The organism is Leucobacter sp. GX24907 (assembly GCF_053567335.1).
In genome coordinates this window covers 26,987-50,661 of the sequence record NZ_JBSGPD010000003.1, presented here as the reverse complement: position 1 = coordinate 50,661, position 23,675 = coordinate 26,987, and the positions used below count along the sequence as shown (strand labels likewise).

The window sequence follows — 23,675 nt, the reverse complement described above, 5'->3', positions numbered from 1 at the left end:
TGCGCGAAGCTAGCGGCCTGCGATGAGCATTTCGGCGAAGCCGGTCGCCCGCAGGCGAAGGTCTTCGATTCGTCGCTCTCGAGCCGCTGCCACGTCGAAGCCTTCGTAGGCCGGCGGCGGGTCGTTGCGCACGTTGCGTGAGCACTCGAAGTCCCGACAGATCAGCGTGCCGACCGTGTTGCCTCTGCGGCCAGCGGGACCGACGCGCTTCGCACTCCAGAACGCGACGTCGTTCGGCAGACGAACATCACGGCACCAATTGCACATGGGGCGGGATCGAGCCGACGCTTCCGTCTGCTTCAAGGCGATGCCAACAGGATCACCGTTCTCCCGTGGGAGTACGACGTATGCGCGTCCGGCGAACTTCGGGTCGCGCCATCCGAAGTAGTCGAGAGATCGCCATTTCGCTTCGGAAAGTTCATGGAACGAGGCGGGGAGCACGAGCTCCTTCGCCTCCTTACGCGATGCATTGATGAAGGACGCACGGATGAAGTCTTCGGTCAGAGGGTACATGGGTATGCCTTTCGCGAGCACACCGCTGCGGCGTGCTCGCTAGATATGTGAGATGAGGGTCGACGACATCGCCGTGCGGGCCTGAACGGCAGGCACGGCCGAGGCGGCGTAGCTACTCACCGTCGGCGAGCGCTTCGCCGACGACCTCCTGACGCTGGGAGTACAACTCTCGATAACTCACGCGACCAGTGTACGCCCTGCTGCGTCCCGTCAATGTGGCGCTCGGGTCTGTCGCGTCGATGTCTCGGCTGAGACTGCCTCGGTCCGGGGCCCAGTGCAATACTGGACGGCATGGAAACCCGCCTCACCGATGAGGCCGAAGCCGACCGTCTGCTGACCGAAGATCCGCTCGCACTGCTCATCGGCATGCTGCTTGATCAGCAGGTTCGTTAGCCATGGAGATAGCACTTCAATGCAGAACCTGCCCACTCTCAAAGGTAGGTGCCAATGACTGAAAAGATCGACTTCAAGAAAAAGCTGGACGGTTATCAGGCCAGAGAGGGTCAGTTTCGCATCGTCGACATTCCCGATACGCAATACCTTATGGTCGATGGACACGGGGATCCCAACATTGCTCCGGCTTACCAGGAGGCACTGGCTGCCCTGTATCCGGTCGCCTATAAGCTTAAGTTCATCAGCAAGCGAGAGCTTGGTCGCGACTATGTCGTTCCACCACTCGAAGGGATCTGGTGGGCCGAAGATATGGATACTTTCACGGTCGCGCGCGACAAGTCTCAGTGGGACTGGACAATGATGATCATGGTCCCTAGCTGGATCGACAGTACCTCATTCGCGCAAGCGGTCCGGCAGGCCGGCGCTGCAAAGAACCGGCCCGTCAGCCTCGACTCGGTGCGTCTCGAATCGCTCACGGAAGGACGTTGCGTGCAGACTCTCCACGTGGGATCGTTCGATAACGAAGGTGCCGTTCTCGAACAGATACACAATGAGTTCATCCCTGAGAACGGTATGCGTGTGGACGGCAAACACCACGAGATCTATTTCAGTGACTTCCGCAGGGTTTCCCCCACTAAGCTGCGCACCATCCTCCGCCAGCCGGTTATCGTGCGCTCGTGATCGAGGCGATCGAGTATGTCGTTTGCAATACTGAGACCATGCCTGAAATCCGCCTCACCGATGATGCCGACGCCGACCGACTGCTGACCGAAGATCCGCTTGCACTGCTGATCGGCATGCTGCTCGACCAGCAGATCACCATGGAGGTCGCATTCGTCGGCCCGCTCAAGATCCAGCAACGAGTCGGCGCGATTGACGCGCAGACACTCGCCGATGCGGATCCCGATGCGTTCGTCGAGGCCTTCCGGCAGACCCCGGCGGTACACCGCTTCCCCGGATCGATGGCCGGTCGCGTGCAGACACTCTGTCGGCAGATCGTGGACGAATGGGACGGTCGCGCCGAAGGCATCTGGACGCAGCCGACAGCAGACGGCGCGGAACCTGACGGCAAGACGGTGCTGAAGCGCCTGAAGTCGCTGCCCGGTTTCGGCGATCAGAAGGCGAAGATCTTTCTCGCCCTGCTCGGCAAGCAGTGCGGTTTCTCGGGTGCGGGCTGGCGCGAAGTATCGGCGCCGTACGGGGAGGAAGGCTCGTATCGCAGCGTGGCCGACATCGTCTCACCCGAGACCTTGCTCAAGGTACGCGACACCAAACGAGCGATGAAGGCAGCGGCCAAGCGCGGCTGATCGCCCGGCACCCAACGCACAAGCGGCGGGTCACGTCTGAACAGTAAGACCCGCCGCGCCGCCCGGAGCTTTGCGCTTAGCGCCCGAGAACCTCCTGCTCGAGTCGGGCATATCCGGTCTCCATGCCGTCAACCATGCCCGTCGCGAGCACGGTTTCGCGGATGTCAGCATCCGGATACGTGATGAGGTAGGCGAGCAGTGTCCCACCTTCGACAGGGGTGAGCGTCATCTCGTTGAGAGACTCCGGGCTCTCGGTCCCGTCAGGGTCCGCCGGAGAAATCATGCGCTCAGTAGTGACGAGTCGTCGGGGAGGGTCAGCTGCGACGACCTCTCCGACGAATCCGAAGCGCTCCCCCGACTCGTCGTTCTGCCACTCGGTGCGCAGCTTCTGGCCCGGCTTCGAGCTGTACTCGCAGACCGGCATGCTCCAGCCGTCGGGGCCGAGTTGCCAACGGTGCAACACCTCGGGGTCGACGTGGGCCCGCCACACCTCTTCGAGTGAGCCTCGGATGACTCTCGCAACGCGGACCTGGCGATCCCCGATGAGCTGCGCGTCAGTGTGACGATCGGCGGCAAATGCTCGTAGATCTTCGAGCACCGCGTCGATCTGTCCCATCGCAGCGCGAGTGCCCTCGATCATGCCCATCGCGGTGAGTTGCTCCAGCTCTTCCAGCGAGCGGAACTTAGTCGTAGTCGTGAGTCGCGAGCCAAGCGCGGTCTCAGTGAACTCGAACACCATGCGCATCGAGGGCAAATCGGTGTTCGGAGTTCCGTCGTCGTGCGCGAAGCCGTCGAGCACTTCGAAGGAGCGCAGGGCATCGACTGCTTCCCACTTCCAGTAACCGTAGCTGCGATCACCTTCGGGGCCTGTCATCCAGAAATTGGTGATTCCACCCGGGAAGCCGTCATGGCGCACAAAGGTCGCCGGATACTCGGGAGGCCCCCAGAAGCGCTCGATCTGACGCGGATCCAGGTAGGCGTCCCAGAGCCGCTGCACGGAGACTGGGAAGTCGGCGATGATGGTGACGGTGAGGGCCTCTGGGTCGGAGTTGATTTCGGTGACGGGCATGATGCAATCCTTTCGTTGGATCCGCGACGGTGCGGGTGTGGTGCAGTGATGCTGCGAAATGCGGTGGTTCTTTGATGCGCCGAAGCCAGTTGCGACGCGGGGTCAGGGCTCGGCGAGGAGCGCGTCGAGACGGTCGATGCGGCCGCGCCAGATCTGTTCGAAATGCCTGAGCAGCTGCTGCGCTCGGCGAATGGCTTCGGGGTTGCCTCTGATGATGCGCTCCCTTCCTCGGGGAATACGTGCGACCAGATCTGCTGCCTCGAGCACGCCGACATGCTTCTGCACGGCGGCGAACGACATGTCGTAGTCGCGGGCGAGCTCGGAGATGGAGGCTTCGGCCCCGAGTGTGCGTCGCACGATGTCACGCCTGGTGGCGTCGGCGAGTGCACGGAAGATGCGATTCACCGCCTCATCGCTGAGTTCGTGCCCGAGTACCGTGTCCATGTGCTCTGCACCTCCTTAACATACAACCAATTGGTTTCATGTTAGATGGCTGCGAGATCAGAGTCAATGCGTTTCGATGAATCGACCGCGATGAGAATCAGGCGCGGTGACGCGAGCGCCTCGCAGCGATCGCTCGCCACAGTTCGATGAGGATCGGGATACCCGGGATCAAGACGAGCACGATGATGAACACCTCGCTGTACTCCCGAACGAATGGAATCTGCCCGAGGAAGAACCCGAGGAGCGTGACACCGACTCCCCACAGCAACGCCCCGATCGCGTTGTAAGCAACGAATTGACGATAGTCCATCCGCCCCACTCCGGCCGCCGCCGGGACGAAGGCACGGAAGACCGGAAGGAATCGGGCGATGATGATCGCCTTCGGACCGTGCTTCTCGAAGAAGGCATGCGTACGAGCGACGTTCTCCGGGTTGAAGAACCGACTCCGCTCCCGTGAGAAGATCGCCGGCCCGAGCTTCCGACCGATCATGAAGCCGAGCTGATCACCCGAGAAGGCGAAGAGAAAGAGGAGCGTGCAGGTGATCCAGATGGGCACGTCGATGATGCCGGTCGACGAGAACAGCCCGACCGTGAAGAGCAGGGAATCTCCGGGTAGGAAGGCGAGAACGAGCACGCCCGTTTCGAGGAAGACGAAGGCGCAGGCGAGAATCAGCGCAGCCCACCCACCAGCCTTGAGCAGAGTCTCGGGATCCAACCAGTCGATACCGAGCAACGCGGCCGGACCAATCTGAGCTTGGGTGATCTGGCTCTGAGTGATGCACTCGTGCAGGGCGGCACAGATCAGACTCACGTTGGCACCTCTCGGTTCGGGACTCGTGAGTATTGTCACCCGAAACATTTCTCCCAAACTGATAATTCGCCGCCCCAGTAGACTCGGGGCGTGACCGATCCCGCCGCACACCATTCCGGACCGCCCATCGACTGGAAACCCAGCGACGAGCGGGATCCGGAGGTCTATGGCGAACGCCGCACGTCCATCATCGGAGATCTCATCCGCGGTGCCGCGATTGGCGCCGTCGAGACCGTTCCCGGCGTCTCAGGCGGCACCGTCGCACTCGTCACGGGCATCTTCACCCGTCTGATCGGTTCTGCCTCGCACGTCGTATCGGCAATGCGCAGACTCGCCACCGGCCCCGAGCGAGGCTCCCGAGCCGCGCAGCAGCTGCGGCATGTCGAGTGGCGACTCATCATCCCCGTATTCATCGGTATGGCGATTGCGGTATTCACCGTCGCCGGCCCCATGGCCGACCTCGTCGATACGCACCCGACGCTCACCCGCGCAGCCTTCTTCGGCATGGTGCTCGCCTCGATCTCGATCCCACTTCGCATGGCCGGGCCCCGCGATATTCGCTGGGGGCACATCATCCCTGCCCTCGCCGCCGCAGCCCTCGCATTCTGGCTCGTCTCACTCCCACCGACTGACATCGAGCCGACACCGATCGTCATCGTCGTCGCGGCGGCCATCGCCGTCAGTGCCCTCCTCCTTCCAGGGCTGTCAGGCTCCTTCCTGCTCCTCACCTTCGGCCTCTACGAGCCGACCCTGCGCGCCGTCGACGAACGCAACTTCGCCTACCTCGGGCTGTTCGTACTCGGCATGGTAATCGGCGTGATCTCGATCGTGAAAGGGCTCGAATGGCTGCTCCACCACCGGCGCCGCATCACCCTCCTCATACTCAGCGGAGTGATGGTCGGAGCGATGCGTACACTCTGGCCGTGGCAGACCGAAAGCCGAGGGCTCCTCACACCAGGAGATGACTGGCCGCTCGCACTCGGCCTCGCTGTCGCAGGATTCGCCGTCGTAGCGTTCCTCGCAGCCCTCGATGCCCGCATTTCCCGGCGGCAGCGCACCGAGATCACCTGACGCTCCGCGTTCTCGTCACAGCGAATCCGCGCTAGTGAGCGCGGCACGAATCGCGCGAAAACGCTCCGCGTTCTCGTCACAGCGAATCCGCGCTAGTGAGCGCGGCACGAATCGCGCGAAAACGCTCCGCGTTTTCGTCTAAGCGATTCGTGCCCCATGCACCGGGCCGGTGACGTAGAGCGAACGGATCCCGGACCGCGTCAACACACTCCGCAACTCCGCGGCTTCCTGCGGGCCTCCCACGAGGAACGCAAGCGTCGGCCCCGACCCCGAAACGATGCCGGCGAGTGCTCCACGAGACTCCCCGAGCTCCAGCACCTCGGTGAGCGCAGGATCCAGGCGCAACGCCGCCGCCTGCAAATCGTTGTGCATAGAATCGGCGAGCGACTCCGCATCTCCGACCCGCACAGCCTGCAACACGGCGGTATCCACCTTCACGGAATCCGGCACAGGAGACAGGTCCGCACGGTGATCGTCGCGGTGCTGATCGAGCGTCCGATACACGACCGGCGTGCTGAGCCCACCCTCCGAGAGCGCGAGTACCCAGTGGAACCCGCCCTTTGCGAGCGCAGGGCTGAGCTCCTCCCCCCGACCGGTTCCCACAGCCGTGCCCCCTTCGAGCGCGAAGGGGACATCAGCACCGAGCTCCGCGGCCAACGGCAGCAGTCCGCTTCGACCGAGCCCCGTCCCCCAGAGCTCATCGCACGCGACCAGGGTCGCCGCAGCATCTGCCGAGCCGCCGCCCATTCCACCCGCAATGGGCACGCGCTTGACCACAGTGAGGTCTGCTCCGCCGTGATACCCGGAACGTTCGGCGAGCAGCTTCGCAGCTCGGATCACGAGGTTCGTGTCATCGGTCGGCAGATCCGTCGTGTCTACCGGGCCCGCGAATCGCACGACGAAGCCATCTGCATGAGCGGCTGTGACCTCTTCGAATAGAGACACGGCCTGATAGAGGGACGCGACATCGTGATAACCGTCGGCTTGCAGGGCTCCGACACGGAAGAAGACATTGATCTTCCCCGGCGCACGCACCGTTACCGAGCCCGAAGTCGATGTCCCCATGGAACCAAATTAGCGCACTCCACGCACCCCGAAGAACATGGACTGGGCAGCCGGCCTCAGGCAGTCCGAGCGATGGCGAGGAAACGCTCGATGTCGAGCTGTTCGGCACGCAGAGTCGGGGCGACCCCGGCTGCTTCGAGCACGGCCACCGTACGGTCGAAGGATCCGAGCACAGGCTGCAGTGCCTGCCGCAGCATCTTGCGGCGGTGCGCAAAGGCGGCGTTCACGAGGTCGAACGTGAGTCGGCGCTCCTCCTCGCTGCCGCGCGGCTCGGCACGACGCGCATAGGAGACGAGCACAGAATCTACACCGGGCACCGGCCAGAAGATACGGCGACTGACTGTCCCGGCGATCCCCCATGCGCCGTACCAAGCGGCCTTCGCGCTGGGAGCGCCGTACTCCTTCGAGCCCGGCCTCGCGGCGATGCGGTAACCCACCTCGGCCTGCACCATCACCAGCCCGGCCTCGAGCGTCGGCAACAGCTCCAACAGATGCATGAGGATCGGCACCGAGACGTTGTACGGCAGGTTCGCAACCAGACGTGTCGGCGGTGCCGGTACGGACGCAGCAGACAGGTCCTCGCGCGAAAGCTCCAGCGCATCCGAGAGAATCACTCGGAAGCGCGCAGCGGCACTCGGCTGCATCGCGCGCACAGTAGCGGGGAGCTCAGCGGCGAGCCGACGGTCGATCTCTATGGCCGTCACCTGAGCGCCGGTCTCGGTGAGACCGAGGGTGAGGGACCCGAGCCCTGGCCCGATCTCAATCACCGAATCAGCGGCTTCGACACCGGCCAGACGCACGATCTTGCGCACGGTATTCGGATCGATGACGAAGTTTTGCCCGAGCTTCTTCGTCGGAGACACGTCGAGGCGCTCTGCGAGCTCGCGCACCTCCGCGGGTCCGAGCAGCTGCGGGCCGGGTGATCCGCAGGGCTCACTCCCCACATCGACCGCTCCGCCCGGGGCCTCACCCTCCGCCGAGTCGCTCACGCGTCCGCGACCTCGCCCTCGAATTGCCAGGACCCGTACACGCGTTCCGTGTTCGCCGCGAGCCGGCTGCACAGTTCACCCAGGTCTGCCTCACACACGTCCGCCATGCGTCGCACGGTGTGCGGCATCAGGTAAGGGGCATTGGGGCGGCCGCGGAATGGCTCGGGAGTGAGGAACGGCGCATCGGTCTCAACGAGCACCAGCTCGGGGTCGGCGAGCGCAAGCGCCTCACGCAGGGCGGGCGCGTTCTTGAAAGTCATTGTGCCCGAGAACGACATGATCCAGCCGTTGTCGTTGCAGATGCGGGCGAGTACGGCATCTCCCGAGAAGCAGTGGAAGACGGTGCGCTCGGGAGCACCAACGCGCTTCAGCGTCGCAACCACCTCGTCGTGGGCGTCTCGATCATGAATCTGCAGCGCGAGTCCATGACGCTTCGCGATCTCGATGTGCGCCTCGAACGACTCGATCTGCGAGGCGCGACCCTCTTCGCCCGTACGAAAGAAATCGAGGCCAGTCTCGCCGACGGCTCGCACACGCGGCTCAGCAGCGAGACGAGCGATTTCGGAGAGGTGCTCACCGAGAAGTCCCCGTTCCGCCAGCCGTGGCGCCTCATTGGGATGCAACGCAACGGCCGCGAGCACGCGCGGATCGGCAGCAGCGAGCTGCGCGCTCCATCGGCTGGTCTCGAGGTCGGTGCCGACCTGCACGACGCCGCCCACTCCAACCGCCGCGGCCCGATCCAGCGACTCGATCGGCGCGAGCTGATCGACGCCGTCTTCGAACTCGAGGTGCGTGTGGTTGTCATAGACCGCGACCGGCAGCGCCTCGGGCGCTGCCGGACGCTCGAGGCGGCGCGAACGCCGATGCTCGCCGTTGCCGGAACCTTCGGAGGCGCGCTTGCGCAGCCCGCCGCTCGGAACAGCCGTCACGCGCTCTCCTTCTCAATCCGCGGGAAGAGAGCGGCGAGGGGCTGCAGCTCGGTGCCGACGGGGAGTCGACCCCATCGACCCGATTCGCGCAGCGGCTGCTCGGTGAGCGCACCGAGCTCGGCCTCGGCGCCGAGCGCCGACCACAGCTTCGTCGCAGCCTGCGGGATCACGGGCGAGAGCAGCTCCGCCAGCACGCGCAGACCCTCGGTTGCCGTGTACAGCACGGTCGCAAGGCGCTCGCGCTGCGACGGGTCCTCGACGGAGCGCTTGGCGAGTGCCCAGGGCTCCTGCTCGGTGATGTAGCCGTTGAGCGCGTCGACGAGCTCCCACACTGCTGCAATCGCCTCGTGCACTGCCAGCTCCGAGATGCTGGCGTCGGCACGCTCGGCGACAGAGGTCGCAAGCTCGCGGATCGCTGCATCGGCGGGGTGTTCGGCGTCGCTCGCCGTGGAGGCCGTCGGGACGCGACCGTCGAAGTACTTGGCATTCATCGCCAGCACTCGGCTGGCGAGGTTGCCGAAGCCGTTTGCGAGCTCAGCGTGATACCGGGCGTCGAGATCCTCCCAGCTGAACGAACCGTCCTGCCCGAACGACACCGCGCGCATGAAGTAGTAGCGGAACGCATCAGAGCCGAAGGTATCGGTGATCTCGTTCGGGGCGATACCCGTCAGCTTCGACTTCGACATCTTCTCGCCGCCGACGAGCAGCCAACCGTGCGCGAAGACCCGATCAGGTACTTCGATTCCCGCTGCCATCAGCATTGCGGGCCAGATCACGGCGTGGAACCGCAGGATGTCTTTGCCGACGATGTGCGTCGCCGGCCAGCGCCGGGCGAACTGCTCAGGATCACTGCCGTAACCGGTTGCGGTCACGTAGTTGAGCAGGGCGTCGAACCAGACGTAGGTGACGTGCGAATGATCCCACGGGATCGGCACGCCCCAGTCGAAAGACGTACGTGAGATCGACAGGTCTTCGAGTCCCTGCTGCACGAAGGCGATGACCTCATTGCGCGCGCTCGCGGGCTGGATGAAGTCGGGGCGCTCTTCGTAGAGCTTCAGTAGACGGTCCTGGAACGCACTCATGCGGAAGAAGTAGTTCTTCTCTTGCAGCAGTTCCAGTGGCTTCGAGTGAATTGCGCAGACCTTCTCACCGACGAAGGCACCCTCGCCGTCGATGATCTCGCTCTTCGGTTTGAACTCTTCGCAGCCGACGCAGTAGAGCGCTTCGAACTCGCCCGCGTAGACGTGGCCCTCGTCGTAGAGGTGCTGCAAGAACTTCGCGACACCGCTCTCGTGACGCTCATCGGTCGTGCGGATGAAGTCGTCGTTCGAAATATCGATGAGATCGAGCAGCGGCTTCCAGGAGCTCTCAACGAGCCGGTCGGCCCACTCCTTGGGCTCGACGCCGTTCGCAGTCGCAGTACGCAAGATCTTCTGTCCGTGCTCGTCGGTTCCGGTGAGGAACCAGGTGTCGTCACCCGCCTGACGGTGCCAACGCGCGAGCACGTCGGTCGCGACCTCGGTATAGGCGTGCCCGATATGGGGCGCGTCATTCACATAGAAGATCGGTGTGGTGATGAAGAACGAAGAGGGCTGCGCCTGCTGCGCGGAGCGTGCCTGCTGGTCTGATGCCATGGGTTCCATTGTACGGAGAATCAGGATCGCTTCGCGCCGGGTTACGGGCCGCGCGATGGGGCCTGCCCGCGCCTCCCTGCAGGAGTCGCTCGGCGGGAGTAGAATCGGCAGCATGACAGAAGCTACTGCGCCCACGATTCCTCAGGAACGCCGTCTCGTCACCGAGATCCCCGGCCCGAAGTCGCAGGAGCTGCATGAGCGACGTCGCGCCGTCGTTCCCCCGGGTGTGCATACGGTGCTGCCGATCTATGTCGAGCAGGCGCACGACTCGATCCTCGTCGATGTCGATGGCAACCAGCTCATCGATGTGTGCGGCGGCATCGGTGTGACCACCATCGGCCACACCGATGATGCGGTCGTCGAGGCCGCACGCGCGCAGATGGGGAAGGTGACGCACACCCTCTTCACCATGACGGCGTACGAGCCCTACGTGCAGGTCGCCGAGCACCTCGCCCGTCTGCTTCCCGCCGGTGAGCAGTGGAAGACGCTGCTCATGAACTCTGGCGCTGAAGCCGTCGAGAACGGTGTGAAGATCGCGCGCAAGTACACGGGCCGTCCGGGTATCGCCGTGATCGAGAACGCCTACCATGGCCGCACCATGCTCACCTCGAGCATGAATCACAAGGCAGCCCCCTACGCGCTCGGCTACGGTCCGCGCGCCGGCGACATCACCAAGGCGCCCGGGTCGTACCCGCTGCGTGACGGGCTGAGCGGCCCCGAGGCGGCGAAGCGCACGATCGCCTATCTCGAGAAGATGGCCGGCGCAGAAGATCTGGCCTGCTTCGTCGTTGAGCCGGTGCAGGGCGAGGGCGGATTCATTGTGCCCGCCGACGGATACCTCCCGGCTATGGCGGAGTGGTGCCGCGAGAACGGTATCGTCTTCATCGCCGATGAGGTGCAGGCGGGAATGGCCCGAACCGGCACCGTCTTCTCCTTCGAACAGTTCGGTTTCGTCCCTGACATCGTGCTGACCGCGAAGGGCATCGCGGGTGGATTGCCGCTCGCGGGCATCACGGGCCGCGCGGAGATCATGGACAAGTCGCAGCCGGGCGGACTCGGCGGCACCTTCGGCGGCAACCCCGTCTCGTGCGCCGCGGCCGTCGCTGTCTTCGAGCGCATTGAAAGCGAGAACCTGCTGGAAGAGGGCAAGCGCATTGAGCGCGTCTTCAAGGGTGGGCTCGAAAAGCTCCAGCAGAAGCACTCCGGCATCGCAGACGTGCGCGGCATGGGCGCGATGCTCGCCATCGAGTTCGTGAAGCCAGGCACCCTCGAACACGACACCGACCGCGTGGCCCGCATCATCGATTTCGCAGCGAAGCGCGGCGTCGTCCTGCTGAGCGCCGGTATCTACAGCAGTGTTATCCGCTTCCTGCCGTCACTCAAGATGAGCGACGCCCTGCTTGAAGATGTGCTCTCGGTGCTTGATGAGGCCTGCACCGCCGAGCAGTCCTAAGCCTCCTCAGAACGACAATGGGCGAGTGGGATATCCCACTCGCCCATTGTCGTCATGACTGGATCCGCGCAGCCATCGCGCATCCAGTCATCTCGGTGCCTACTCGACCACCGCTTACTCGACCACCTTCGACTCGACTTCGGTGAAGCCCGCGTCGGCCAGCATCTTGCGGCTCTGCTCGAGCCCGACCTTGCCGCCGTCTTCGGCCTCCTCGTCGAAGGTGGAACCGGTCAGTCGCGCGACCTCCGAAAGGCTCGCGGTCGTGTAGTCGACGCTGAGTCGCTCAGTCGCGGAATCCTCGCCGTACTCGATCTCGTGCTCGACGCCCTCGATGTCCTTGAATTCCTCGGCCATCGGCGCCAGCATCTCTTCGGCGGAGTCCTGATCCTCGACCCCGAGCGCCTCGTAGCTGATGACGCTCTCGGTCGACTGACTGGTGACCTCATCGCCCGTGGCGTAGTAGGTCATCGTGATGTCGACACCGTTCTGGTTCGTGGTGAATACAGTCTCGGTCTTCTCGCCACCGCCGGCGCACGCCGTGAGGGCGAGGCCCAGTGCAGCGAGAACTGCGAGCAGCTTCACCGTCTTACCGGTCGTCTTCTGCTGTACCAGCTGGGTCATGCGTTGCGTCCTGCCTCTCGTCGGAGCGTCGAGGCTCCGGGTCTCCTCCTAGCGGGAGGTCGTGTGCTCGGTCAGTCTAACGAACGGCGCTGATCGGCTCGAATCCGGCAGTCTCGGTCGTATCGACCTCGATACCGTCGAGCGTGTCCTCGCTCATGCCCGCACTGCCCAAGTCGCCGGTGTCCATCGTGTCGCCGACTGCGTGCACATCGATGACGATGACTGTGACGTTGTCTCGTCCCGCATTGTCGAGCGCCTGCTGCACTAGAGTGTTGGCGGCCTCCTCGGCGGTCTGACACACCGCCAGGTAGTGCTGAATGCCCACCTCGGTCAGTTCTTTGGTGAGACCATCAGAACAGATGAGGATCCGTTGGCCAGGGATGAGCGCGAGCGCCGTGTAGTCGGGAATCGGTGCCTCGTTGAACCCCACTGCGCGGGTGATGACGTTCGAGTGCGGGTGCACTTCCGCTTCTTCGGCAGTGATGGCGCCGGTGTCGAGCAGATGCTGTACGACGGAGTGGTCGACGGTGATCTGGCTGAGAGCACCCTTGAAATATTGGTAGACGCGGGAATCACCGATGTTGAATACGTTCCACGTCGGTTCGTCGGCCCAGGCTCCGAAGCTCACTCCGGTCACGGTGGTGCCCGTTCCGAGCTCGGTATCGCCCGCGTCGAGCTCAATGTCATCCACGGCATCGGAGAGTGCCGCATCGATGTCTTCCTGGTGCACTTCAGGGAGTGTGCCCAGTTCTGCAAGACGCCGCACGACGGCACCCGAGGCGACTTCGCCGGCAGAGTGGCCTCCCATGCCGTCAGCTACGGCGAATACCGGTGGCACTACAACGTAGCTGTCTTGGTTGGTCTCGCGGCGACGTCCCACGTCGGTCACCGCGTGCCAGGAGAGCTCGATTTCGGTCTCAGAATCCGGGAGGTAGCGCATGCGTCGACGCACAGCGTTCTCACCGCGTGTCGTCATTCCGCACTTCCGTTCTGCACCGCACTATCCTAACGCGCCCGAGTCGGCGCGGGCGCGCCGATATCCGTCAGCAGGGTCATGCGCGCACCCTCCGTTGCGTCCCGCAGGGCCAGTCCATGCTCCTCGCCCCAGGCGAGGAACTCTCCTGCGCTCTCGATATCGGCTTCGGAGACGGCCAGTCTGCGAACGAGGTCGCCCTTCGCGGCCTTGTTGAAGTGATTCAGTGCACGGGTCGATCCGTCACTCTCGAGCGTTGCGACCTGCAACTGCACGGCACCCGGCATCGGTGCCAGCTCGGCATAGCCCTGCGAACGGAGGTCGAGCACGAACGTATGCTCCTCGGGGCACAGACCAGCGTGTGCATCGCGCCAGAAGCGCTTCAGGCTGGTCCCCAAGGCCGGCAACGAGGTACCAGCGGAGAGACGGTATGCCGGAATCAGGTCGCCTGCGGAGATCAAGCCGAAGAGTGCTGATTGGACGCTGACGTGTTCGTCGAGCCAGCCCCGCTCTTCCGATGCGAGCGACTCCACCCCGATGGCGTCGTAGAGCACACCGGTGTAGCGCTCAGCTGCGGGCATCACGCCGGATCGGTGCAGCTCGAGGTTGTATGCGAGCTCGTCTCGGTTCTTCACGCCGAGCCCGAGCGCCTTCACCGCGCGTTCAGTGTCGGAGGAGAGCGTGGTGAGTGCTTCGATGACGACGGCCCGGGCGTCGCCGAGTTCCTGGTGCGCCGAGAGCGTGGTGAGGTTGAGCATGCGCGATCCGCCGATTCGCTTCGTCTCCGAAGGCGGCAGTAGTACACGCATGAGTCTCTCCCCTACCCTCAGGTGATCTGAATCTTGCACTGGATCCTGCAAGATGTCGACATGCGCGGAGGCCGGTCACCAGATGCGGTGACCGGCCTCCACGACGGTGTGCTGCGACGAGCCCTAGGCCGCCGCACCCTCCGTGATCTGTGCCTTGCCGGCGACGATGCCCACGGTGTTGTGATCGACCGAGAGGAAACCGTCCTCGGCATCGACCGTGATCTTCTCGCCGACTTCGGTGGTGATGCGCACCTCGCCATGGGCGAGCATCGCGAGCAGAGGCTCGTGCCCACCGAGGATGCCGATCTCACCCTCGACGGTCTTCGCGATGACCTGGCTGGCGGTGCCAGTCCAAATCTCACGATCGGCCGAGACGACGCTGACGTTGAGAGCAGCCATGATCAGGCGTTGTCCTTCTGGATCTGCGCCCACTTCTCTTCGACGTCGCCGATACCGCCGACGTTGAAGAAGGCCTGCTCGGCCACGTGGTCAAACTCGCCCTTGACGATCGCGTCGAACGACTCGATGGTCTCCTTGAGAGGAACGGTCGAGCCCTCGACACCGGTGAACTTCTTCGCCATGTAGGTGTTCTGCGAGAGGAACTGCTGGATGCGACGTGCACGCGCCACAGTGATCTTGTCCTCTTCAGAGAGCTCGTCAACACCGAGGATCGCGATGATCTCCTGCAGCTCCTTGTTCTTCTGCAGGATCGCCTTGACGCTCGTGGCGACACGGTAGTGGTCCTCGCCCAAGTAGCGGGGATCCATGATGCGCGACGACGAGGTCAGCGGATCGATCGCGGGGTAGAGACCCTGCGACGCGATCTCACGCGAGAGCTCGGTGGTCGCATCGAGGTGCGCGAACGTGGTCGCCGGCGCCGGGTCGGTGTAGTCGTCCGCGGGAACGTAGATCGCCTGCAGCGAGGTGATCGAGTGGCCACGGGTCGAGGTGATGCGCTCCTGGAGGACACCCATCTCATCGGCGAGGTTCGGCTGGTAACCCACGGCGGACGGCATGCGGCCGAGCAGCGTCGATACCTCGGAACCCGCCTGCGTGAAGCGGAAGATGTTGTCGATGAAGAGCAGCACGTCCTGCTTCTGCACATCGCGGAAGTACTCCGCCATGGTCAGCGCCGACAGGGCGACACGCAGACGCGTCCCAGGGGGCTCGTCCATCTGGCCGAAGACCAGGGCGGTCTTGTCGAAGACGCCGGCCTCGTCCATCTCGTGGATGAGGTCGTTGCCCTCACGGGTACGCTCGCCGACACCGGCGAACACGGAGACACCACCGTGGTCCTGCGCCACACGCTGGATCATCTCTTGGATGAGGACGGTCTTGCCGACGCCCGCACCACCGAACAGCCCGATCTTGCCGCCCTGCACGTACGGGGTGAGAAGGTCGATCGACTTGATGCCGGTCTCGAAGAGCTGCGTCTTGGACTCGAGCTGATCGAAGGCCGGGGGCGTGCGGTGGATACTCCAACGCTCCGAGGCTTCGAAGGTCTCGCCCTCGGGGAGGTTCAGGACATCGCCCGTGACGTTGAAGACCTTGCCCTTGGTAACGTCGCCGACCGGCACGGTGATCGACTCACCGGTGTCGACGACTTCCTGACCGCGGACGAGTCCGTCGGTGGGCTTCAGCGCGATGGCACGGACGAGGTTGTCGCCCAGGTGCTGCGCAACCTCGAGGACGAGCTTGAACGACTCGCTGCCCTCGCCGAAGTTGATGGTGGTCTCCAGCGCGTTGTACACGGCGGGAATCGCATCGTGCGGGAACTCGATGTCGACGACGGGGCCGGTTACTCGAGCGATCCGCCCGACAACCTTCGTTGCGGCCTCAGTCGCCACTGCGGCGGTTTCGGTCATGGTTTCTCTCTCTTCGTGCGGTGCTTAGCTGGACAGCGCGTCAGCGCCGCCCACGATCTCGGAAATCTGCTGGGTGATCTCCGCCTGACGTGCGTTGTTGGCGAGGCGGGTGTAGTCGCGGATGAGGGTGTCGGCATTGTCACTCGCCGACTTCATCGCCTTCTGCGTCGCAGCGTGCTTCGCCGCAGCCGACTCGAGCAGAGCGTTGAACACGCGCGACTCGATGTAGGCGGGAAGCAGTTTGTCGAGCACAGTGTCGGCCTCGGGCTCGAACTCGTACAACGGTGCGGGCTCATCGGTGGGCTCTGCAACGCCCTCCACGACCTCGAGCGGCAGCAGACGGTGAACCGAGGGAACCTGGCTCACCATGCTGAGGAGGCGGTTGTAGACGAGGTGAATCTCATCCACTCCCCCTTCGGAGGCTTCCGTTGAGAATGCCGCGAGCAGTGCCTCGGTGATCTCCTGCGCCGTCTCGAAGACGGGCGCCTCGGTGCCACCGACCCATACTCGCTCGGACGGGCGATTGCGGAAACTGAAGTAGCCCTGGGCCTTGCGGCCGATCAGATAGAACGACACTTCCTTGCCCTCGCCGCGAAGCAGCTCGGTGAGCTCTTCAGCTTCACGGAGCACCTGCGAGTTGAACGCACCGGCGAGACCGCGGTCCGACGTGAAGATCACGACGGCTGCGCGCTCGACACGCTCGGGCTCGGTCAGCAGCGGGTGGTTGGTGTCCGAGTGCGTGGCGACGGCCGACACGGCGCGGGTGATCGCGTTGGTGTACGGCTTGGAGGCGTCAACGCGTGCCTTCGCCTTCTGGATGCGAGAGGCTGCGATCAGCTCCATCGCACGGGTGATCTTCTTGGTCGTCTGGGCAGAGCGGATCCTCTGCCGGTAGACCCGAAGTTGCGCTCCCATGTCTCTCCTGTGGTTCCTATGAGGTTCAGATGGTCAGAGTGTTCGGAGCCGGCGGGAGCGTTTCGCTCCCGCCGGACCGACTACTTCTTGACGACCAGCTGCTCCTGCTTGATCTCGTCCTCGGACAGGCTCTCGAACTGCTCGTTGAGCGACTGCCCCGCCGAGGTGCGGAACTCGAGCTTGAACGCCTCGATCTTCTTCTCGATCTCGGCGACGGTGTCGTCGTCGAGCACGTTGGTCTCGCGCAGGGTGTTCAGGGCCTCGGAGTTGCGGCCGAGATAGTCGAGGAACTCGCGCTCGAAGCGGAGAATGTCTTCGACCGGAACCTCGTCGAGGTGGCCCTTCGTACCGGCCCAGATCGACACGGTCTGCTCTTCGACCGGGTACGGGGTGTACTGGGGCTGCTTGAGCAGCTCGGTCAGTCGAGCACCACGCTCGAGCTGACGACGGCTGGCTGCGTCGAGGTCGGAAGCAAACATCGCGAATGCCTCGAGCGCACGGTACTGAGCGAGCTCGAGCTTGAGCGTGCCGGAGACCTTCTTGATCGACTTCACCTGCGCGTCGCCACCGACTCGCGACACCGAGATGCCCACGTCGACCGCGGGGCGCTGGTTCGCGTTGAAGAGGTCGGACTGCAGGAAGATCTGGCCGTCGGTGATCGAGATCACGTTGGTCGGAATGTACGCCGAGACGTCATTCGCCTTGGTCTCGATGATCGGCAGACCGGTCATCGATCCGGCACCCAGCTCGTCCGAGAGCTTCGCGCAACGCTCGAGCAGGCGGGAGTGCAGGTAGAAGACGTCACCCGGGTAGGCCTCGCGCCCCGGCGGGCGGCGAAGCAGCAGCGACACGGCGCGGTAGGCCTCGGCCTGCTTCGACAGGTCGTCGAAGATCACGAGCACGTGCTTGCCGCCGTACATCCAGTGCTGGCCGATGGCCGAGCCTGTGTAGGGGGCGAGGTACTTGAAGCCTGCGGGGTCGGAAGCGGGCGAAGCGACGATGGTGGTGTACTCCATCGCACCGGCATCTTCGAGCGCGCCCTTCACCGAAGCGATGGTCGAGCCCTTCTGGCCGATCGCGACGTAGATGCAACGCACCTGCTTGTTGACGTCGCCCGACTCCCAGTTGGACTTCTGGTTGATGATCGTGTCGATCGCGATCGCCGTCTTACCGGTCTGGCGGTCGCCGATGATCAGCTGGCGCTGGCCGCGGCCCACCGGGATCATGGCGTCGATCGCCTTGATTCCGGTCTGCAGGGGCTCGTGCACCGACTTACGGGCCATCACGCCGGGAGCCTGGAGCTCGAGAGCACGGCGGCCCTCGACGCCGGCGATATCGCCGAGGCCGTCGATCGGGTTGCCGAGGGGGTCGACCACGCGGCCGAGGTATCCCTCGCCGACGGGAACCGAGAGCACCTCGCCGGTGCGGGTGACCGGCTGGCCCTCGGCGATGTCGGTGAATTCGCCGAGCACGACGACGCCGATCTCGTCTTCCTCGAGGTTCTGGGCGAGGCCCAGGGTGCCGTCGGCGAAGCGAACGAGCTCGTTCGCCATGACGCCGGGAAGGCCTGCGACGTGCGCGATGCCGTCCGATGCGTCGACGACCGTGCCGACCTCGGTCTGCTCAGCCGACTTCGGCTCGTATGAGGACGCGAAGTCGTTCAGGGCGTCGCGAATCTCATCAGGGCTGATGGTGAGTTCTGCCATTTCGTTCTCTCTATCTTTGCCGAAGGCGCCGCCCCCGGGGTGAAGTTGCGTGTGTCAGCCGGCCAACTGCTGGCGGAGGTCTTCGAGTCGGGAGCGGATGCTGCCGTCGATCACATTGTCGCCGACCTGAATGCGCAGGCCGCCGACAAGATCAGGATCCACGACGGTGGTCACGCTCACCGGACGACCTGCGCTCTTTTCGAGCAGGGCGCCGAGGCGGGCCAGCTGGGCCTCGCTGAGCGGGGCTGCGGCTGTGACGGTCGCGAGTTCGCGGCCGTTCTGGTCTGCGACCACGCGCGCACTCTCCTGGAGCGCCGCGCTCAGACGACGACCTCGCGGGTGTGCGACGAGGTGTCCGACCACATTCACTGCGACAGCCGAGAGCTTGTCGGTGAACAGACGCTGGACGAGAGCGACCTTGGCCGCCGGATCGCCGAGCTTGCTCCCGAGCGTCAGCTCGAGCTCATGGTGGCCGTCAACAGTGCCGGCCGCCGCGAGCAGTTCATCGGCGAGCCCCGGGTGGGCGATCGCGTCGGCGCGCAGACCGAGCTCTTCGATGCCTTCGACGAGCTCATCGGCAGTCGACCAGCTCTGCTCGACCGCGGCGTTCAGCACCGTGCGAGCGGACTCCGATGCGCTGCCGAACAGGCGCTGCACGAGCTGCTGCTTGGCCTCGCGACCAGCAGTCGCGTCGGCAAAGGCTCCGAGCAGGGCCGGGGAGCCGGCGATCTGCGCGGAAGCCTGAAGCAGTTCCGCACCGACCTTCGAGCCGAGCAGCGGGCCGAGTGACGACCGAGCCGCGGCGAGTGCTACGCGTGACGCGCTTCCCATCAGTTCGCTGCCTTCGCCTTCTCGGACTCCTCGAGCTCGACGAGGAAGCGATCGACGAGGGCCGAGGCCTTCTCATCGTCCGCAAGACGCTCGCCGACCACGCCGGACGCCAGGTCGATAGCCAGGGTGCCCACTTCGCGGCGCAGCGAGACGACAGCGCTCTGACGCTCCGCCTCGATCTGGGCTTGCGCGTTCTGGGCGATGCGGGCGGCCTCGGTGACGGCGTCTTCCTTGGCCTTCTTCACGATGCCGTTGGCATCGGCGCGAGCCGCATCGCGGATCTCGCCGGCTTCCTCGCGAGCGTTCGCCAGCTGGGCGGTGTACTCCTGCAGAGCAGCCTCGGCCTTAGCCTGAGCCTCGTCAGCCTTGGCGATATTGCCTTCGATCGCTTCAGCACGCGCATCAAGCATCGCCTGCATCTTCGGAAGGAAGACCTTCCAGAAAGCGATCAGCAGGATGACGAATACAACCGACGACCAGACGATGTCGTACGTCGCGGGGAGCAGCGGATTCGGTGCCGCATCCTCAGCAGCAACAGCGATTGCGTTAATCATCGCTGCCTCCTCTCAAGTCAGTCGCAGATGCGGGTTTAGTAGCCGAACATGAACGCGGTACCGATGCCCACGAACGCAAGGGCCTCGGTGAACGCGATGCCGATCCACATCAGAACCTGCAGGCGGCCGGCGAGCTCGGGCTGGCGGGCGACGCCTTCGATCGTCTTGCCGACGACGATACCCACGCCGATGGCGGGGCCGATGGCTGCGAGGCCGTAGCCGACGGTTGCGATGCTACCCGAGACATTAGCGAGAACAGACACAGTAGGTGTTTCCTTCCGTATTGAAGAACGGCGTTTGCCGAACTCGTTGGTTTAGTGCTCTTCAGCCAGCGCGAGCTGGATGTAGACGGCGGTGAGAAGCGTGAAGACGTAGGCCTGCAGCACGGCGACGAGAATCTCGAACAGCGTGAAGGCCGCGCCGAAGGCGAAGGTTCCAAGACCGAGGACCGGGAAGAATCCGCCTGCGTAGAGGATGAAGAAGTTGGTGGCCGAGAAGGCGAGCACCAGGATCAGGTGGCCGACCATCAGGTTCATCAGTAGACGGAGCGTCAGGGTGACCGGACGCAGCACGAAGGTCGAGATGAATTCGATCGGGGTGACGATCACGTAGAGCGGCTTAGGCACGCCCGCCGGGAACAGTGAGTTCTTGAAGAAGTTCTTCGGGCTCTTCTTGATACCAGCGTAGATGAACGTGAAGTACGAGACCACGGCGAGCACCAGTGGCGTACCGATGACCGAGGTGGCCGGAATGTTGATGCCCGGGATGATGCCGGTGATGTTGAAGGCGAAGATCATGAAGAACATCGCCGTCAGGATCGGGAGGAACCGGCGCCCATCGACCTTGCCGAGAAGATTTTCCGAGATCTGCACACGCACGAAGTCGAGCGCCATCTCGGTGAGCGACTGGCCGCGGGTGGGAACCACCTTCATGTTGCGCGTGCCGAGCCAGAACAGCAGCAGCACCACGACTGCCAGCACGATGCGGAGCAGCATGATCCGGTTGATCTCGAAGGGAGTCCCCTCGAACCAGATGGCGGGCGGGAAGAAGTCGTTCAGCGACGGCGGATGGAATTCACCATCGGCGCGGAGCAGGCCTGGGGCGACTAGGTTTACAGCGTGAGTAAGCAGCGCCATTCTCCTGTTTCGGGGTGCAGACGTACTGCACTTCGTCGAACGGTGGTCGTGCCCCCGGCTCTCGCGGCTCGCGCAGCGTGCACTGTGGCAGGGAACTTGGCCAGTCTAGCAAGACTTTCGCGTCAAGCGAAACCGACCGAGAGCGCCCGAAGCGCCTCAGTCCTCCGTGAAGCGGGGCGAGATCACCGGGATCCGCGAACGCGCGACGACCACGACGTCGATGACGAGAGAGACCAGCACACCGCTGACGAGGGCGAGGAAGAACATCAGCGGATCGAGCCAAGGCTGACCGCGCAGCAGCAGAATCGCGATGATGAATCCGATAAATTTCAGGATCCAGGTACCGAGCACGATGCCGAAGAACATCGGGATGTAGAGATCGCTCTCGATGAAGCGGTTCGCGAACGCGATGCTGCCGACGGTCAGCAGTGTGAAGATTCCGGCGAAGGCGGCTCCGAGCGTCCCACCGGTGAGCCCTTCACGTCCGGCAACGAGGAAGCCGATGCCGCCCCACACGAGCAGCAGCAGCACCGTAGCGCCGATCCCCCACCACAACGCCTTCACCAGAGCAGGCTGCGAGACCGGCATCGCCGGCGGACGCTGCGCATCGTCGGCACCTTCGTTGCTGACGGGCGCTCCGGGCTCGTTGGCTTCGCTCACTCGGCGGTCCTCTCATCGGCGCGGTGCGCACGTGACATTCGACGGGACACCTTTCCCGTTCGCTCCGTCAACGATAGCAATCTTGTTATGGCCGGAGATGCTGCGGGTTCTCCTCACACCCTGGGTGTTGCTCTCTCGTCCCGGGATCTCTGCTCCCACCACTCACGCACCCGAACGAGCGGTGTGACCGTGACGATCATGCAGAGCACTCCTCCGACGACCGCGACGACAGTGGGCCAGAAGAAACTCTGCGTGGTGAAGACCAGCAGGCAGGCCAATGAGATGACAGCCGTCCAGAGGTAAAAGATGAGCACTGCCTGCAGCTGAGAATGCCCCATATCGAGGAGACGGTGATGCAGGTGTTTGCGGTCGGCGGCGAACGGACTCATGCCGGCCCGGAGTCGGCGCAGCACGGCGAGGGTGAAGTCTGCGAGCGGCATGATGAGGACCGCGACCGGCAGGATGATCGGGATGTAGCTCGCGAGCACGAGCTTCGGATCGAGGGACGCCGGGTTGAGCTGTCCAGTGACCGTCACTGTCGACGTTGCCATGAGCAAGCCGACGAGGAGCGCACCGCTGTCGCCCATGAACATGCGTGCGCGATGCCAGTTGAACGGGAGGAAGCCGACGCAGACCCCGACGATCACGACGGCGATGAGCCCCGCGAACGTCATGGCGTCGTCGCGCCCCATCTGCGCGGTGAGCAGCCAAATGTAGATGAAGAAGACGGCGTTCGCGATGATCGCGACCCCGGCGACGAGACCATCGAGACCGTCGACGAAGTTCACCGCGTTCATCACGAGCCCCATGAGAAAGACCGTGAGTACGAAGTTCACCGTGGGCGATCCGACAATAAGCGCATCGCCGAACGGGAGTGAGAGGATCTGGACGCCCTGCCACGCGAGCAGTCCGGCCGCAGCGAGTTGGGCTGCGAGCTTGATCATCCAGTCGAGATCGAGCAGATCATCGAGCACTCCGACGATCGCGATCAGGGTGCACGCGCCGATCATCGCCCAGACCTGGCCTGGGCGGTCGTACACACCCTGGAACGCCGGTTGGAGCGCTCCGACGACGAACGCCACGAGCAGACCCACGAACATCGCGACGCCGCCGAGCCTCGGTGTCGGCGCGCGATGCACATCTCGCGCCCGCACCTCGGGAGCCAGCCCGTACCTGCGGCTGAGCCGGAGCACCGCCCACGAGGCAGCCGCGGTCACCGCTGCCGCGGTGACCGCCACGATCAGGAACGGGGTCATGTCAGCCCTCGACCGAGACCTGCGGCAAGAGCTCGGCCAGCCGATCCCGAGCGATACCCCCCGCACGCAGGATGCGCAGTGCGCCGCCCTCGTCGGTGAGCGCCGTCGCATCGACGATGGTCGATGCGACCCCGTATTCGGACGATTGTCCGTTCTCGAGGTACACGGCGACCGAGTCGCCGAGCATGGCCCTTGCATCCTCGGCCGTGCGCGCCGCTTGCTGCCCCGTCAGATTCGCAGAGGAGACCGCGAGCGGCCCCGTCTCGTGCAGCAGTTCCAGCGCGAGCACATCGTCAGGGATGCGTAGCGCGACCGTGCCACCGGTGTCGCCGAGATCCCACTGGAGACCCGGGTTGGCATCCACGATCACCGTCAGCGGCCCGGGCCAGCAGGCGTCGGTCAGCGTGCGCAACGTCTGCGGCACCGCAGCCGCAAGCGCTGAAAGCGTGGCAGAGTTCGGAATCAATACGGGCGGCGGCGACTGACGATCACGGCCCTTCGCGTCGAGCAGGCGCTGCACCGCATCCGGCGAGAAGGCGTCGGCGGCGACCCCGTACACCGTATCCGTGGGCATCACGACAAGCTCGCCCCGGCCGATGGCCTGACGAGCGGAGCGCGTGCCCTTCAGCAGCTGCGCGCTTTCGGCGCAGTCGTAGAACTCGACCATAACG

26 protein-coding genes are annotated in these 23,675 nt (G+C 64.3%); 4 read left to right on the top strand and 22 right to left on the bottom strand.

Features of this window, described 5'->3' with window-relative positions; translation table 11 throughout:
* Nucleotides 1-9: 9 nt before the first annotated feature.
* Nucleotides 10-513, bottom strand: coding sequence for an FBP domain-containing protein (locus tag ACUYV6_RS05320; protein ID WP_449277618.1), 504 nt, complete (start codon nucleotides 511-513; stop codon nucleotides 10-12).
* 447 nt (nucleotides 514-960) lie between these two features.
* Between ACUYV6_RS05320 and ACUYV6_RS05315 the strand changes: the two genes are divergently transcribed.
* Nucleotides 961-1,587 (top strand): GyrI-like domain-containing protein, encoded by a 627-nt coding sequence (locus tag ACUYV6_RS05315; RefSeq protein WP_449277617.1) that lies wholly within the window; start codon nucleotides 961-963, stop codon nucleotides 1,585-1,587.
* A gap of 38 nt (nucleotides 1,588-1,625) precedes the next feature.
* A complete protein-coding gene (locus ACUYV6_RS05310) occupies nucleotides 1,626-2,213 on the top strand; it encodes an HhH-GPD-type base excision DNA repair protein (protein WP_449277616.1) in 588 nt (195 codons plus the stop codon).
* Between the two features lie 76 nt (nucleotides 2,214-2,289).
* On the opposite strand, the gene ACUYV6_RS05305 is transcribed toward ACUYV6_RS05310, so the two are convergent.
* The 3 genes from ACUYV6_RS05305 to ACUYV6_RS05295 form a co-directional block, all read right to left on the bottom strand.
* The gene (locus ACUYV6_RS05305; RefSeq protein ID WP_449277615.1) at nucleotides 2,290-3,282 is read right to left on the bottom strand and encodes an SRPBCC family protein; all 993 of its coding nucleotides are present in this window, start codon (nucleotides 3,280-3,282) and stop codon (nucleotides 2,290-2,292) included.
* 102 nt (nucleotides 3,283-3,384) lie between these two features.
* The gene (locus ACUYV6_RS05300) at nucleotides 3,385-3,726 is read right to left on the bottom strand and encodes an ArsR/SmtB family transcription factor (RefSeq protein ID WP_449277614.1); all 342 of its coding nucleotides are present in this window, start codon (nucleotides 3,724-3,726) and stop codon (nucleotides 3,385-3,387) included.
* 97 nt (nucleotides 3,727-3,823) lie between these two features.
* Complete coding sequence (locus ACUYV6_RS05295; RefSeq protein WP_449277613.1) at nucleotides 3,824-4,537, bottom strand: DedA family protein; 714 nt, start codon at nucleotides 4,535-4,537, stop codon at nucleotides 3,824-3,826.
* Nucleotides 4,538-4,627: 90 nt separating this feature from the next.
* On the opposite strand from ACUYV6_RS05295, the gene ACUYV6_RS05290 reads away from it, so the two are divergent.
* Nucleotides 4,628-5,608 carry a DUF368 domain-containing protein gene (locus ACUYV6_RS05290; protein WP_449277612.1) on the top strand — a complete coding sequence of 327 codons (981 nt, stop codon included), beginning with the start codon at nucleotides 4,628-4,630 and terminating at the stop codon, nucleotides 5,606-5,608.
* Between the two features lie 138 nt (nucleotides 5,609-5,746).
* Here the strand turns inward: ACUYV6_RS05290 and ACUYV6_RS05285 are convergent, their stop codons facing one another.
* Genes ACUYV6_RS05285 through metG form a run of 4 tightly spaced genes read right to left on the bottom strand, consistent with a single transcriptional unit; the run spans nucleotide 5,747 to nucleotide 10,225 of the window.
* The gene (locus ACUYV6_RS05285; protein ID WP_449277611.1) at nucleotides 5,747-6,673 is read right to left on the bottom strand and encodes a 4-(cytidine 5'-diphospho)-2-C-methyl-D-erythritol kinase; all 927 of its coding nucleotides are present in this window, start codon (nucleotides 6,671-6,673) and stop codon (nucleotides 5,747-5,749) included.
* A 56-nt stretch (nucleotides 6,674-6,729) separates the two neighbouring features.
* Nucleotides 6,730-7,617, bottom strand: coding sequence for a 16S rRNA (adenine(1518)-N(6)/adenine(1519)-N(6))-dimethyltransferase RsmA (gene rsmA / locus ACUYV6_RS05280; protein WP_449277914.1), 888 nt, complete (start codon nucleotides 7,615-7,617; stop codon nucleotides 6,730-6,732).
* Between the two features lie 41 nt (nucleotides 7,618-7,658).
* A complete protein-coding gene (locus ACUYV6_RS05275; protein ID WP_449277913.1) occupies nucleotides 7,659-8,567 on the bottom strand; it encodes a TatD family hydrolase in 909 nt (302 codons plus the stop codon).
* 20 nt (nucleotides 8,568-8,587) lie between these two features.
* Nucleotides 8,588-10,225: a methionine--tRNA ligase gene (gene metG / locus ACUYV6_RS05270; protein WP_449277610.1), complete on the bottom strand. Its 1,638-nt coding sequence runs from the start codon at nucleotides 10,223-10,225 to the stop codon at nucleotides 8,588-8,590.
* Between the two features lie 112 nt (nucleotides 10,226-10,337).
* On the opposite strand from metG, the gene ACUYV6_RS05265 reads away from it, so the two are divergent.
* Nucleotides 10,338-11,678, top strand: a complete 1,341-nt coding sequence (locus tag ACUYV6_RS05265; RefSeq protein ID WP_449277609.1) for an aminotransferase class III-fold pyridoxal phosphate-dependent enzyme — start codon at nucleotides 10,338-10,340, stop codon at nucleotides 11,676-11,678.
* 114 nt (nucleotides 11,679-11,792) lie between these two features.
* Here the strand turns inward: ACUYV6_RS05265 and ACUYV6_RS05260 are convergent, their stop codons facing one another.
* The 14 genes from ACUYV6_RS05260 to ACUYV6_RS05195 form a co-directional block, all read right to left on the bottom strand.
* Nucleotides 11,793-12,299, bottom strand: coding sequence for a YehR family protein (locus ACUYV6_RS05260; protein WP_449277608.1), 507 nt, complete (start codon nucleotides 12,297-12,299; stop codon nucleotides 11,793-11,795).
* A 76-nt stretch (nucleotides 12,300-12,375) separates the two neighbouring features.
* Entirely contained in the window at nucleotides 12,376-13,275 is a 900-nt protein-coding gene (locus ACUYV6_RS05255) for a PP2C family protein-serine/threonine phosphatase (RefSeq protein WP_449277607.1), read from the bottom strand.
* Nucleotides 13,276-13,304: 29 nt separating this feature from the next.
* Nucleotides 13,305-14,081: a YaaA family protein gene (locus tag ACUYV6_RS05250; protein WP_449277606.1), complete on the bottom strand. Its 777-nt coding sequence runs from the start codon at nucleotides 14,079-14,081 to the stop codon at nucleotides 13,305-13,307.
* A gap of 123 nt (nucleotides 14,082-14,204) precedes the next feature.
* Complete coding sequence (locus ACUYV6_RS05245) at nucleotides 14,205-14,480, bottom strand: F0F1 ATP synthase subunit epsilon (RefSeq protein WP_449277605.1); 276 nt, start codon at nucleotides 14,478-14,480, stop codon at nucleotides 14,205-14,207.
* Nucleotides 14,481-14,482: 2 nt separating this feature from the next.
* Nucleotides 14,483-15,946, bottom strand: coding sequence for a F0F1 ATP synthase subunit beta (atpD, locus tag ACUYV6_RS05240; RefSeq protein WP_449277604.1), 1,464 nt, complete (start codon nucleotides 15,944-15,946; stop codon nucleotides 14,483-14,485).
* A gap of 24 nt (nucleotides 15,947-15,970) precedes the next feature.
* On the bottom strand, nucleotides 15,971-16,861 hold the full coding sequence (locus ACUYV6_RS05235; RefSeq protein ID WP_449277603.1) for a F0F1 ATP synthase subunit gamma: 891 nt from the start codon (nucleotides 16,859-16,861) through the stop codon (nucleotides 15,971-15,973).
* Nucleotides 16,862-16,941: 80 nt separating this feature from the next.
* The gene (atpA, locus tag ACUYV6_RS05230; protein ID WP_449277602.1) at nucleotides 16,942-18,567 is read right to left on the bottom strand and encodes a F0F1 ATP synthase subunit alpha; all 1,626 of its coding nucleotides are present in this window, start codon (nucleotides 18,565-18,567) and stop codon (nucleotides 16,942-16,944) included.
* Between the two features lie 54 nt (nucleotides 18,568-18,621).
* The gene (locus ACUYV6_RS05225) at nucleotides 18,622-19,398 is read right to left on the bottom strand and encodes a F0F1 ATP synthase subunit delta (protein WP_449277601.1); all 777 of its coding nucleotides are present in this window, start codon (nucleotides 19,396-19,398) and stop codon (nucleotides 18,622-18,624) included.
* Nucleotides 19,398-19,952, bottom strand: a complete 555-nt coding sequence (locus ACUYV6_RS05220) for a F0F1 ATP synthase subunit B (RefSeq protein ID WP_449277600.1) — start codon at nucleotides 19,950-19,952, stop codon at nucleotides 19,398-19,400. Before ACUYV6_RS05220 ends, ACUYV6_RS05225 begins: the two co-directional genes overlap by 1 nt.
* Before the next feature lie 35 nt (nucleotides 19,953-19,987).
* On the bottom strand, nucleotides 19,988-20,215 hold the full coding sequence (atpE, locus tag ACUYV6_RS05215) for an ATP synthase F0 subunit C (protein ID WP_449277599.1): 228 nt from the start codon (nucleotides 20,213-20,215) through the stop codon (nucleotides 19,988-19,990).
* Nucleotides 20,216-20,266: 51 nt separating this feature from the next.
* Nucleotides 20,267-21,088 (bottom strand): F0F1 ATP synthase subunit A, encoded by an 822-nt coding sequence (atpB, locus tag ACUYV6_RS05210; RefSeq protein ID WP_449277598.1) that lies wholly within the window; start codon nucleotides 21,086-21,088, stop codon nucleotides 20,267-20,269.
* 156 nt (nucleotides 21,089-21,244) lie between these two features.
* Nucleotides 21,245-21,748: a 3-oxoacyl-ACP reductase gene (locus ACUYV6_RS05205; RefSeq protein WP_449277597.1), complete on the bottom strand. Its 504-nt coding sequence runs from the start codon at nucleotides 21,746-21,748 to the stop codon at nucleotides 21,245-21,247.
* A gap of 113 nt (nucleotides 21,749-21,861) precedes the next feature.
* On the bottom strand, nucleotides 21,862-23,004 hold the full coding sequence (locus ACUYV6_RS05200; protein ID WP_449277596.1) for an MraY family glycosyltransferase: 1,143 nt from the start codon (nucleotides 23,002-23,004) through the stop codon (nucleotides 21,862-21,864).
* Between the two features lies 1 nt (nucleotide 23,005).
* Complete coding sequence (locus ACUYV6_RS05195) at nucleotides 23,006-23,671, bottom strand: L-threonylcarbamoyladenylate synthase (RefSeq protein ID WP_449277595.1); 666 nt, start codon at nucleotides 23,669-23,671, stop codon at nucleotides 23,006-23,008.
* Nucleotides 23,672-23,675 lie beyond the last annotated feature (4 nt).